The sequence below is a fragment of the Gordonia sp. OPL2 genome (assembly GCF_003797825.1).
Lineage (GTDB): Bacteria > Actinomycetota > Actinomycetes > Mycobacteriales > Mycobacteriaceae > Gordonia.
The window spans coordinates 1-11,461 of the sequence record NZ_RKME01000054.1 but is presented as its reverse complement, the minus strand read 5'-3'; the positions used below and the strand labels follow the sequence as shown (position 1 = coordinate 11,461).

11 protein-coding genes are annotated in these 11,461 nt (G+C 66.4%); 4 read left to right on the top strand and 7 right to left on the bottom strand.

All coding sequences use genetic code 11. The features are described 5' to 3' along the window. Positions 1-37 precede the first annotated feature (37 nt). Together EEB19_RS26170 and EEB19_RS26165 are read right to left on the bottom strand one after the other, a co-directional pair. Positions 38-1,288 (bottom strand): cytochrome P450, encoded by a 1,251-nt coding sequence (locus EEB19_RS26170; protein ID WP_187590258.1) that lies wholly within the window; start codon positions 1,286-1,288, stop codon positions 38-40. Between the two features lie 72 nt (positions 1,289-1,360). Continuing rightward, a complete protein-coding gene (locus EEB19_RS26165) occupies positions 1,361-2,614 on the bottom strand; it encodes a cytochrome P450 (RefSeq protein WP_187590257.1) in 1,254 nt (417 codons plus the stop codon). A gap of 183 nt (positions 2,615-2,797) precedes the next feature. On the opposite strand from EEB19_RS26165, the gene EEB19_RS26160 reads away from it, so the two are divergent. After that, entirely contained in the window at positions 2,798-3,454 is a 657-nt protein-coding gene (locus EEB19_RS26160; protein WP_187590256.1) for a TetR/AcrR family transcriptional regulator, read from the top strand. Here the strand turns inward: EEB19_RS26160 and EEB19_RS26155 are convergent. Continuing rightward, the gene (locus EEB19_RS26155) at positions 3,421-3,909 is read right to left on the bottom strand and encodes a nitroreductase family deazaflavin-dependent oxidoreductase (protein ID WP_187590255.1); all 489 of its coding nucleotides are present in this window, start codon (positions 3,907-3,909) and stop codon (positions 3,421-3,423) included. The two genes, EEB19_RS26160 and EEB19_RS26155, sit on opposite strands and share 34 nt — an antisense overlap. Next, positions 3,909-5,072: a steroid 3-ketoacyl-CoA thiolase gene (locus EEB19_RS26150; RefSeq protein ID WP_187590254.1), complete on the bottom strand. Its 1,164-nt coding sequence runs from the start codon at positions 5,070-5,072 to the stop codon at positions 3,909-3,911. The genes EEB19_RS26155 and EEB19_RS26150 overlap by 1 nt, the downstream gene beginning before the upstream one ends. Before the next feature lie 421 nt (positions 5,073-5,493). On the opposite strand from EEB19_RS26150, the gene EEB19_RS26145 reads away from it, so the two are divergent. The 3 genes from EEB19_RS26145 (at position 5,494) to EEB19_RS26135 (ending at position 7,840) form a co-directional block, all read left to right on the top strand. Then, on the top strand, positions 5,494-6,717 hold the full coding sequence (locus tag EEB19_RS26145; RefSeq protein WP_262365940.1) for a cytochrome P450: 1,224 nt from the start codon (positions 5,494-5,496) through the stop codon (positions 6,715-6,717). Then, positions 6,714-7,178, top strand: a complete 465-nt coding sequence (locus EEB19_RS26140) for a nuclear transport factor 2 family protein (protein ID WP_187590252.1) — start codon at positions 6,714-6,716, stop codon at positions 7,176-7,178. Before EEB19_RS26145 ends, EEB19_RS26140 begins: the two co-directional genes overlap by 4 nt. A gap of 119 nt (positions 7,179-7,297) precedes the next feature. Continuing rightward, a complete protein-coding gene (locus EEB19_RS26135; protein WP_187590251.1) occupies positions 7,298-7,840 on the top strand; it encodes a carboxymuconolactone decarboxylase family protein in 543 nt (180 codons plus the stop codon). A gap of 344 nt (positions 7,841-8,184) precedes the next feature. Here EEB19_RS26135 and EEB19_RS26130 read toward each other — a convergent pair whose 3' ends face one another. The 3 genes from EEB19_RS26130 to EEB19_RS26120 form a co-directional block, all read right to left on the bottom strand. After that, complete coding sequence (locus EEB19_RS26130; protein ID WP_187590250.1) at positions 8,185-9,363, bottom strand: thiolase domain-containing protein; 1,179 nt, start codon at positions 9,361-9,363, stop codon at positions 8,185-8,187. Next, positions 9,363-10,397 carry a thiolase domain-containing protein gene (locus EEB19_RS26125; RefSeq protein ID WP_187590249.1) on the bottom strand — a complete coding sequence of 345 codons (1,035 nt, stop codon included), beginning with the start codon at positions 10,395-10,397 and terminating at the stop codon, positions 9,363-9,365. Before EEB19_RS26125 ends, EEB19_RS26130 begins: the two co-directional genes overlap by 1 nt. A gap of 42 nt (positions 10,398-10,439) precedes the next feature. Next, positions 10,440-11,461: Zn-ribbon domain-containing OB-fold protein (locus EEB19_RS26120; RefSeq protein WP_262365939.1), on the bottom strand; the 1,022-nt coding region annotated here is incomplete at its 5' end.

Here is an 11,461-nt window from a genome sequence, read left to right as displayed (position 1 = left end):
AGATGTGTATAAGACACAGCGGCTGGCGCCGTGTACCTCAGGGGCGGCGTGACCTCGATCCGTAGTCGACCCGCAACTCCTTCACCCCGTTCAACCAACCGGACCGGACGCGTTGGGGCTCGGCGAGTTTGGTGATGTTCGGGACGAGGTCGGCGAGGGTGTCGAACAGGAGGCGCACCTCCAGGCGCGCGAGGTTCGCCCCGATGCAGAAGTGTGCGCCGTTGCCGCCGAAGCTCAGGTGTGGATTCGGGTCGCGCAGGATGTCGAATGTGAAGGGATCCTCGAAAGCGGTGTCGTCGTAGTTCGCCGAACTGTAGAACAGGCCCACCCGCTGACCCTGTGCGATCCGCACGCCGCCGACCTCCGTGTCGACGGCAGCAGTGCGCTGGAAGCAGTGCACCGGAGTGGCCCAGCGGATGATCTCGTCGACTGCGGTGGGCGGACGTTCACGCCGATACAACTCCCACTGATCGGCGCGGTCGAGAAAAGCATCGAGGCCGTGGGAGATCGCGTTGCGGGTGGTCTCGTTGCCGGCGATGACGAGCAGGATCACGAAGAATCCGAACTCGATCTCGCTGAGCGCGTGACCGTCGACGTCGGCCTGGACCAGCACGGTCACGACGTCGTCGCGAGGACGGGCGCGACGGTCCTCGGCCATCGCATGGGCATAGCCCAGCATCTCGATGTGGGCCGTGAAGGGATCGAACTTGCTGTCGGGGTCGTCGGGGTTGACCATCGAGTCCGCGAGGTCGCACAGATGTTCGTGATCGGATTCCGGAACGCCGAGCAGATCGAGGATGGCACGCAACGGCAGGTGAACCGCGATGTCCTCGACGAAGTTCCCGCTACCGTGATCTGCTGCGGCGGAGACGATGTCGCGCGCATGTTCGCGTAGATGATCCTCCAGCGCGGCCACCGCTCGCGGTGTGAACATGCGAGAGACGATCTTGCGCATCCGGGTGTGCTCGGGCGGGTCCATGTTCAGGAGAAAAGCGCGCCCGGCGTCGACCTGCTCGCGAGTCGCCGACTCCGGCATACGCATGACCGCGCCCTTGGCCCAGTTCGACCAGGTGGCGGTGTCCTTCGAGATCTTCCTGATGTCGGCATGTCGGCTGATCACCCAGAATCCCTCGTCGTCGAAGAACGCCGGACCGATGGCCTGCGGGTTCCACCACACGGGGGCAGTGGCGCGTCGTTCGGCGAACTCCGCCAGGGGCAGCCCACGCTCGAGAAGGGCGGGATCGGTGAAGTCGATGGCGGCGAATGCGTGGTGGGTCGATGCGGTCATGGCGTCCTCCGCGGTCCCACGGGCGGCCGGCCCACTCCGTGGATGTGTCCTACGTCACATGACCGTACACCGTCAGGCCACCGGGCAACCTCCGTAGCGCACGGGTAGGTCCTTGACGCCGTTGAGCCATCCCGAGCGGACCCGGCGCATGTCGCCGAGCCGGCCGATGTCGGGCAGGACATCCGCGATCGCGTTGAAGATCAGGGTCAGCTCGAGCCGGGCGAGGTTGGCGCCGATGCAGAAGTGCGCGCCGTTGCCGCCGAAGGCGAGGTGCGGATTCGGGTCGCGGGTGATGTCGAAGGTGAACGGGTCGGCGAACACGTCCTCGTCGTAATTTGCGGAGCTGTAGAACAATCCGACACGTTGCCCCGCGGCGATGTCGACGTCGCCGACCCTGGTGTCGGCGAGCGCGGTGCGCTGGAACGCGTGCACCGGCGAGGCCCACCGCAGGACCTCGTCGTTGGTCGTCGCGGGTCGCTCGCGCTTGAAGAGTTCCCACTGGTCCGGATTGTCGAGGAAGGCGTTCATCCCGTGGGTGGTCGCGTTGCGGGTGGTCTCGTTGCCGGCTGTGATGAGCAGGATGACGAAGAAGCCGAACTCGAGCTCATCGAGGGACTCGCCGTCGATGTCGGCCTGGACGAGGGTGGTGACGACGTCCTCGGTCGGATTCTTGCGTCGCTCCTCGGCCATCGCGTAGGCGTACCCGAGGAGCTCGGCGTTGGCGGTCGTGGGATCGATCGTCTGATCGGGATCGTCGCTGTTGATGATCGCGTCGACGAGCTCGTGTAATCGCGGGCGGTCGGGCGTCGGAACGCCCAGCAGATCCAGGATCGCCTGGAGCGGAAGGTGAATGGCGACATCGTCGACGAAGTTGCCGGTGTCCTTCTCGGCCGCCTCGCGGACGATACGCCGGGCCGAGTCCGTCAGGTTCTCCTCGAGGGTGGCTACCGCCCGCGGGGTGAACATCCGCGAGATGATCTTGCGCAGCCGGGTGTGCTCGGGCGGATCGTGATTGATCAGGAGTGCCTTGGTGAACTCGATCTGGTCCGCGGTGACGTAGTCGGGCAGCCGGATGATCGCTCCGTTGGCGTTCGTCGACCACAGTTGACTGTTCTTCGAGATCTCCCGGACGTGGGCGTGTTTGGAGATCACCCAGAATCCGCCGTCGGTGAAACCCGATGTCCCTTCCGGCTGGGCGTTCCACCAGACGGGGGCGGTGGCGCGCAGCTGGGCGAACTCGGTCAACGGGATGCCCTGTTCCAGCACGTCGGGATCGGTGAAGTCGAAATTCGGACTGAACGGGCAGACGCCGGTTGCTGAGGTCATCGTCTCTCCTCGAATCCGGCTCTGGAGGCCGGGACGCATGTCCGCCGAATGTGGCGGCTGTCACCACACCATACACCAGAGATCGTATGCGTATGGTCGGCGAAATGTCCGACTCGATAGGGGAGCGCCGGTAGGCTGGCGTCCCAAGAGGTCGATCGGATTCGGTGAGGGGTAGAGCCGTACATGCGCACCCATGGTTGGGGAGGCAACGTCCCGGTCAACGACGAGGACGCAGTGGCCAGGATTCTCGCGGCGGCACGCGAGACGATCGACCGGGAAGGGTCGGGCACCGGGCTCGCCGACGTCGCCCGCACGTTGGGGGTCACGCGGCAGACCGTCTACCGGTACTTCCGCAGCACCGACGAATTGCTCTCCGCCACAGCGCTGGACGCCGTGGGAGCGTTGCTGGGAAGGATCGAGGCGAGGCTGCGGGGTATCACCGCCCCGGATGCGGCCGTGGTGGAAGGGCTCGCGGTGTGCCTCGATGAACTCGCCGACGACAGATACGTCGGCCTGTTGTTACGCGCCGACCGGCTGAGCGTGCCCGTCGTCGGCGAGATCACGTCGGAGATGGCGCGCCAGTTCGCGCGGTCGATGGTCGACCGGATGGACGTCGACTGGGTGGGCGCCGGCTATCGATTCGCCGAGATCGAGGACATCATCGAAATCGTCTTGCGGACACTGCAATCGATGGTTCTCGACCCCGGTCAGCCACCACGCTCGGACGCGGAGCTACGGGGATTTCTCGACCGCTGGGTGGGCGCGGCCGTCCGGGGGTTGCCGAGGACGGACCGCGCCGCCGACGGTCAGCGCGGCTCGCAGATGACGACCGGTATCTGACGGTCGGTCCACGCGGCATAGGTGTCGAAGTCGGCGTAGAGCGAGACGAGCTCCGGCCACAGCTCTGCACGTTCGGAGTCGGATGCGGTGCGTGCCACCAGATCATGGGTGTCTTTACCGACCTGGATGCTCACCGCCGGATCCGCGGTCAGGTTCAGATACCAGGCGGGGTTCTTGGGAAGTCCGCCCTGGGACGCGACGAGCACGAAGGTCTCACCCTTGCGGAGATAGAGCAGGGGCGCGGTCCGTGGCTCGCCGCTCTTGCGACCGGTCGTCGTCAGCAGGCAGACCGGGACGGGCTTTCGGAAGCCGGACCCGACGCGCCAGCTGTTGCCCAACCGACCGCCCGTCGCGCGGTAGAGCTTCGCGTTGAGTCGGGAACCGACCTTGATCAGCGCGGCCACCGTCGGCGAGCCCAGCTGGGCGGGCCTCGCATTGGGATCCATGACCGGCATCAGATGCGCTCGATGATCGTTCCGGTGGACAACGCTCCGCCCGCGCACATCGTGATGAGGGCCGTCTGACCGTCGGTTCGCTCCAGTTCGTGCAGTGCTGTGGTGATGAGTCGGGAACCGGTGGAGCCCACCGGATGTCCGAGCGCGATCGCGCCGCCGTTGACGTTCACCCGATCCATGTCGGCCTTGTGGACCTGAGCCCAGCTGAGGACGACGGAGGCGAAGGCCTCGTTGATCTCCACGAGGTCGATGTCCGAGAGGGCCATCCCGGACTTGTCGAGCACCCGCTCGGTCGCCTGCACCGGGCCGTCGAGATGGTAGTACGGTTCGGCGCCGACGAGGGCCTGGGCGCGGATGCGTGCTCGCGGCGTCAGTCCGAGCGCGCGGGCCTTCGATTCGTCCATGATCAGGATGGCGGCCGCGCCGTCGGAGATCTGTGACGACGTGCCGGCGGTGTGGATGCCACCGTCGATCACCGGCTTGAGCCCGCCCAGCGACTCGAGCGTCGTGGTGCGCAGACCCTGATCGCGACTGACGTCGAGGACGTTGCCGGTGTACTCGCCCTCCTTCGTGCGCTCGGGGGCCTTGAGCGCGAGGACCTCGCGGTCGAATCGGCCCTCGTCCCAGGCCTGCTTCGCCAGGCGCTGGCTGCGTTCACCGAGGGCGTCGACGTCGGCGCGACCGATGCCCCGCCGCTCCGCGATGCGTTCGGCGGCCTGGAACTGGTTCGGCATGTCGATGTCCCAGGAGTCCGCGTGGTACGGCCCGGCCTCGGTGCCGACGTTCGCGCCGAGGGGCACCGTCGACATCATCTCGACGCCGCATGCGACACCGACGTCGATGGTGTCGGAGGCGATGAGTCCGGCGATGAGGTGATTGGCCTGCTGCGCCGATCCGCACTGACAGTCGATGGTGGTCGCGCCGGTCTGATCGGGCAGCCCGGCCGACAGCCACGCCTTGCGCGTGATGTTGCCCGCCTGCGCACCGGCCTGGGTCACGCAGCCGCCGATCACCTGCTCGACCAGGGAGGTGTCGATTCCCGCCCGCTCCAGCAGCCCCCGCTGGGCGGCGCCGAGCAGTTCCTCGGCATGCAATCCCGACAGCCAGCCGGCACGCTTGCCGATCGGGGTCCGAACCGCTTCCACGATCACCGGTACGCCCATGGCGCTCCTCCTCGTTCTCCGTCATCAAACGTCACGTCGTCATCCTCAAACTAGAACATGTTCTCATCCGAGTCCACGGGTGGGTGACCTGCGAGGCCGTCGCGGACCGGAACACGTTCTGTGGGTGGCGGTGGCGGCGTGGACGCGATCGTCGATGGCTCGTGGCGCCGGGTAAAGGGGCATCAACGGGCCCGTCTGCGGCATGTCACAATGGATGTTGGCAGCATCACCGCACGTCGTCAGTGGCGGGGCGCACCGAAACTAGAACAAGTTCTCGTTGAGGACTGTCATTCGGGTCACAATGTGCTCTAATGAGATTGAAACAGGTTCTAATCTCACAGCGAGGTGGTGTGACGTGACCCAGGCTCAGGGTGCGACGACCGGCGCCGATATCGGGGGCGCTGCGGCAAATGTTCCGTTCATGGAGCAGGAGGGTTGGGACTTCACCAACCCGGACCTGCTCGAGAACGGCATCCCAGTCGAAGAATTCGCTCAACTGCGCAAGACAGCTCCGGTCTGGTGGAATGCCCAGCTGCCCGGCAAGGGCGGGGGCTTCCATGATGGCGGGTACTGGGTGGTGTCCAAGCACGCCCACATCCGGGAGATCTCGAAGAACAACGATGACTGGTCGACCGCGACCCATGGCGTCATCATGCGCTTCGAGGACGACATGAGTCAGGATCAGCTCGACGTCACCAAGGCGCTGCTGATCAACCATGATCCGCCGGATCACACCCGCCTGCGCAAGCTGGTGTCCAAGGCCTTCACGCCACGAGCGGTGCACTCGCTGGAGGAAAAGCTCGACAACGCGGCGCGCACCATCGTGAGCAAGGCGGCGGAGAAGGGGAGCGGCGACTTCGTCCACGATGTCGCCGTCGACCTGCCGCTGCTGGCCATCGCCGACCTCCTCGGCGTGCCGGAGGAAGACCGCGGCAAACTGTTCGACTGGTCGAACAACATGATGAACTACGACGACCCGGAGTTCGGCGAAGATCCCGCCATGGCCTCGGCCGAGATCCTGGGCTACGGGTACACGATGGCCGAGGCGCGGCGGAAGGATCCGGTCGAGGACATCGTCTCGACCTTGGTCAACGCCGACATCGACGGTCAGTCCCTCGACGAGACCGAGTTCGGGTTCTTCTTCATCCTGCTGACCGTCGCCGGCAACGAGACGACGCGAAATGCGATCAGCCACGGCATGAATGCGTTCCTCGAGCATCCGGATCAGTGGGAGCTCTTCAAGAAGGAGCGCCCGGCGACGGCCGTCGACGAGATCGTCCGGTGGGCGACCCCGGTCAACGCCTTCCAGCGCACCGCCAAGCGCGACACCCAGATCGGCGGGATCGACATCAAGGAGGGCCAGCGCGTCGGCATGTTCTACGGCTCGGCCAACTACGACGAGGACGTGTTCGACGATCCGTTCTCCTTCAACATCCTGCGCGATCCCAACCCGCACGTCGGCTTCGGCGGCAACGGTGCGCACTTCTGCATCGGCGCGAACCTCGCGCGCATGGAGATCAACCTGATGTTCAATGCGCTCGCCGACCTCGTGCCCGACATCAGCCGGCTGGCGGCGCCGCGCCGTCTCCGTCACGGATGGATCAACGGAGTCAAGGAACTCCAGGTCGACTACGGCACCAAATGACCGCTCAGGAAACAGGTCTGGGCAACGACGCCCCCGCCTACCTGAACATCGACCGCGAGAACCATCCCGCGGTGGTGGCGGGTCGACGGTCCCGAGAGCTCGTCGCATCACGTGACAAGCAGGCGTGGGTGGAGAACTTTGCCGCAGAGGGGACGGTAGAGGATCCGGTCGGGCCGTCGATGTTCGATCCCGAGGGACACGGATTCCGCGGACACGAACAGATCGCGGAGTTCTGGGACAAGTCGATCGCGACGACGGAGAGCATCGAGTTCGTCTTCGGTGACGAGATCATCTGTGGCAACGAGGTCGCCTACGTCGGCAAGATCGTCACGCACATCGCCGGACACATCTCCGAGGCGCACGGCGTGTTCACCTATCGCGCGGACGCCGACGGCAAACTGAGCGCGCTCCGTGCGTTCTGGGAGGTCGAGAAGACGATCAACTCGGTTCGACCGGCCTGAGAACTCGATCACGAATCCACCCCATCTCTTGTCAACCACCTTCGGAGCGACGAAGGTGAGAGACGAGAGGTGGGGTGGACGCATTTCTCCCCGCATTCGTCGGCTGCAAAGGTGGAGCGATGCGCGCAATCGAACGAATCCGTGGCTACGGCAAGGCGTTTGCCTCATCCAAGCGACATCGCGGTGACCTGGTCGGGTGGCTCGGACGACGACCGCCGATCGCCGCGGCCACCGGTGTCTACGAGACGGCATTGCTGCTCAGCAACGCACTCGACCCGAAACTCAAGGAACTCGCCGAACTCAAGACCGCGGGCCTCGTCAGTTGCGAGTTCTGCCTTGATATCGGATCGGCGCTGGCCCGGGGTGCGGGCGTCACCGAGCAACAGATCCGTGACCTTCCACGCTTTCGCGACAGCGGCGCCTACACGGATCTGGAGAAACTCGTCATCGGCTACGCCGAGGCGATGACCATCACCCCGGCCGTCGGCGACGACCTCGCCGAACGACGAGATCAGTTGTCACGTCAGCTCTCTCGACGTCAGATCGCCGAACTTGCCGCCACGGTGGCGTGGGAGAACCAGCGTGCGCGACTGAACCAGGCGCTCGGTGTCCGCCCGACCGGGATGTCCGACGGCGCCGCGTGCGCTGTGCCGGAGAGGTAGCGCACGCGTCGCACCGCACCTTACCTCCCGAACGCGCCCAGCACGGAGGCGCCTTTCGCGCGGCGTCGGCGTCGCCCTTGCGCGGCGTCGCCCTTGCGCGGCGTCGCCTTTCGCGCGGCGTCGCCTTTCGCGCTGACTGTGCCCAGAATTTCACCGACTGTGCCCACGGTTTTCCTCCGATCTTGCGGTCGGGGGCGGGTGGGCACAGTCGGTGAAATTCTGGGCACAGTCAGCCTCCGTGCTGGGCGCGTTGGGGAGGCGGGTGCGGTGCCTCCGTGGCTGGGCGCGTTCGGGAGGCGGGTGCGGTGGCGCCGTGGTGGGCGCGACCCAGGGCGGGCGCGGGGCTAGTGGACGGGTTTGTCGGCACCCACCAGCCACATCGAGAAGTACTGGGAACCGCCGCCGTAGGCATGGCCGAGAGCCTTGCGTGCGTCGGGCACCTGGTGCGCGTCGGCCTTACCCATCACCTGGATGGCGGCCTCGGCGAAACGGATCATCCCGGATGCGCCGATCGGGTTCGACGACAGCACGCCGCCGGAGGCATTGACCGGCAGACGGCCGCCGATCTCGGTCTCGCCGGCCTCGGTGAGCTTCCACCCCTCGCCCTCGGCGACGAAGCCCAGGTTCTCCAGCCACATCGGTTCGAACCAGGAGAACGGCACATAGATCTCGGCGGTGTCGACCTCCTCGAGGGGATTGCTGATCCCGCCGGCCTTCCACAGCGCCGCCGCCGCGTCGCGTCCGGCCTGCGGACTGACGACGTTGCGGTGGGCGTAGGACAACGGTTCGGTGCGCATGGCGGTCGCGTGGATCCAGGCCACCGGGTCGCCGGCGGCGATCGCTGCGTCCGCGGTCTTCTCATCACCGATCACCACCGCACATGCGCCGTCCGACGACGGGCAGGTCTCGTCGTAGCGGATCGGATCCCACAGCATCTGCGACTCCATCACCTTCTCCTTGGTGATGTCGGGCTGCTGCAGGTGTGCCAGCGGATTCTTCGATCCGTTCCGGCGATCCTTGGCGGCGACGATGGCGCCGATGTGCGACGGCGCGCCCGACTGCCGGATGTAGGACCGGACGTGCGGTGCGAAGAACCCACCCGCGCCGGCACCCACCGGTTTGGTGAACGGCACAGGAATCGACAACGCCCACATGGCGTTCGACTCCGACTGCTTTTCCCAGGCCACCGCGAGCACGCGCTGATGCACACCGGCGAACACCAGGGAGGCGGCGACATTCGCGGTTGACCCACCGACCGAACCGGCGGTGTGCACGCGGATCATGCGCTTGCCGACGGCGCCGATCGCCTCGGCCATCGCCAGTTCGGGCATCATCGAGCCCTCGAACAGATCGGGCGCCTTGCCGATGACGATGGCGTCGATGTCGTCGATCGAGACCTTGGCGTCGGCGAGCGCGGCGTCGATGGCCTCACGGCACATGCCGGCCATGGTCACGTCGTGCCGTTTGGCGACGTACTTCGTCTGTCCGGTGCCGAGGACCGCCGCGCGGTTGTTGTGTGCCATCAGTTCTCGTCTCCTGCCAAGGTGACCACCATGTTCTGTTGCAGCAGTGGGCCGCTCGTGGCGTGGGCCACTGCCGTGCCGGCGTTGCCGGTCAGGATCTCGTGGGCCGCATAGCCGACTCGCTGCAGTCCTGCGGAGAACAGCGAGTTGCCGGCCAGCGACCCGCCGGATGGATTGATCCGCACCGAATCGGGGAGTTCCAGGGCGTTGCGGATGATCAGTTCCTGGTGGGTGAACGCCGCGTTGATCTCGGCGACGTCGACGGCGCGGCTGCGGTCGCCGAACGCCGTGCGGCCGGCGAGCGCGGTCGATGGCGACACCGTCAGATCACGGGCCCCGAAGTTAGGGGTGTCGATTCGATGGTCCCAGCCGGTCACGAACGCCGGGTTCGCGACGAGCTCGCGGGCGCGTCGTTCACTCGCGATGATGACCGCGGCGGCCGCATCGGTGTACGGCGCGATGTCGTGGGCGCGCAACGGATTCGCGACGTAGTCGGCAGCGAGCAGGTCGTCGAGCGAGTCGCCGGTGGTGCGGGCCGCGACCGAGGCCATGTCGGCCTCGGTCCAGGTGCCCGCGTCGAGACCGGCGCGTGCCTGCAGGGCACCGAGTGATCGCGCGTCAGGCCACAGGGGTCCGACGGTGTACGGGTCGGTCTGCAGTGCGAGGGTCTGGTCCATGTTGCCGGCGGTGGACTTGCCGAACCCGTAGGCGAGTGCCAGATCGACCTCGCCCGTGGCGATCTTCACCCACGCCTCGTACAGCGCCCAGGCGCCGTCCATCTCGACGTGGGATTCGTTGATCGGCGGCATGGCGCCGATGGAGTCGATCGCCGAGATGAACGAGAACGCCCGGCCGGCCAGGTAATCAGACGATCCGCTGCACCAGAAGTCGATGTCGGTCCGGGAGATGCCGAGGTCGGCGTACAGCTTCTGGAAACAGGGGATCAACATCTCGACACCGTTGGTGGTGCCGTGGGTCCCGACGACGTTCGGGCTGTGTGCGAACCCGATGATCGCGATCCGTGGGAGTGTCACAGGTGCTCCTAGTCCACAAGGGATGGATGGTCGGATGTGCGATCAGAGCTGATCGCGGTAGGTCTCGTAGTCCGCGTCGGGTTCACCTGTCGGCGCGAAGTGGCTGATGTTGCCGATCGAGTACTCCCACTCGTCCTCCGGGAGCCAGACGGCCTTGACGCGCATGCCCATTCGGACGTCGGTAGCCTCGCAATCCAGGATGAGGTGGAGGAACGGGATGTCGGTGCCGTCGAGCAGAACGTAGGCCGCGACGTACGGCGGCTTGATGCGCTGACCCTGGAACGGCACGTTGACGATGCAGAACGTGGTCACGATCCCGGTGTGCGCCAACTCGACACGCTCCACGGCCTGCGCGCCGTCGGCGGGGCTGACCTTGCGGGGCGGGAAGTAGACGCGATCGGCGTCGACGCCGGAGCCGATCCGGGTGCCGTAGAGCTTGCCGGCCTTGAGGCCTTCCAGATACCAGGACTCCTCCTCGGTGGCGGAGTGCTCGATCTCGGTGGTGATGGGGGTCGGGATGACGACGAGGTCGCCCTCGGGGTTCTCCGCTTCGTTGGGGGGTGCCTCTGTCGCGGTCTCGCCGGGGGCGAAGTACGCGATGTCGTCGATACGTCCGACGCGAGCGGCTTTCCAGACGGCGTGCACCCGCAGGCCGGTGGAGATGTCGGCGGGGGAGTCCACCGCGACGGCGTGCAGCAGCGATGTACCGGCACCGTCGAGCGTGATCAGGGCCCAGGCGAACGGCTTGTCGAGCGGCTGGGCAGCCAGCGGTTCCGGCTGCCATGACCACGCGGTGACGGTGCCGGTGGTGGCGACGTCGACGAGTTCGGTGATCGGTGCGCCGCCGACCGGATCGAACTCGACCGGCGGGACCGACACCGTGCCGTCACTGCTCTTCGAGCCGATGATGCGGCCGTCGCGCAGTGCGAGGGCGAACTGACTCAACACTGGGCCCAGCGAACGCGTGTAGTCGAACGAGTTCTTGAGGGGAGCGGTGAGGATCGGGGACTCCGGTTGGGGTACCGCCGCGACGGGGCTGGCCGGGGCCGGGCGGGGTGCAGTTG

What these genes read in the sequence shown, in the direction of transcription:
- EEB19_RS26165 (WP_187590257.1), bottom strand. Translation starts at nt 2,614, where the DNA reads ATGACCTCAGCAACCGGCGTCTGCCCGTTCAGTCCGAATTTCGACTTC.
- EEB19_RS26140 (WP_187590252.1), top strand. Translation starts at nt 6,714, where the DNA reads ATGACCGCTCAGGAAACAGGTCTGGGCAACGACGCCCCCGCCTACCTG.
- EEB19_RS26145 (WP_262365940.1), top strand. Translation starts at nt 5,494, where the DNA reads ATGGAGCAGGAGGGTTGGGACTTCACCAACCCGGACCTGCTCGAGAAC.
- EEB19_RS26130 (WP_187590250.1), bottom strand. Translation starts at nt 9,363, where the DNA reads ATGGCACACAACAACCGCGCGGCGGTCCTCGGCACCGGACAGACGAAG.
- EEB19_RS26135 (WP_187590251.1), top strand. Translation starts at nt 7,298, where the DNA reads ATGCGCGCAATCGAACGAATCCGTGGCTACGGCAAGGCGTTTGCCTCA.
- EEB19_RS26170 (WP_187590258.1), bottom strand. Translation starts at nt 1,288, where the DNA reads ATGACCGCATCGACCCACCACGCATTCGCCGCCATCGACTTCACCGAT.
- EEB19_RS26150 (WP_187590254.1), bottom strand. Translation starts at nt 5,072, where the DNA reads ATGGGCGTACCGGTGATCGTGGAAGCGGTTCGGACCCCGATCGGCAAG.
- EEB19_RS26160 (WP_187590256.1), top strand. Translation starts at nt 2,798, where the DNA reads ATGCGCACCCATGGTTGGGGAGGCAACGTCCCGGTCAACGACGAGGAC.
- EEB19_RS26155 (WP_187590255.1), bottom strand. Translation starts at nt 3,909, where the DNA reads ATGCCGGTCATGGATCCCAATGCGAGGCCCGCCCAGCTGGGCTCGCCG.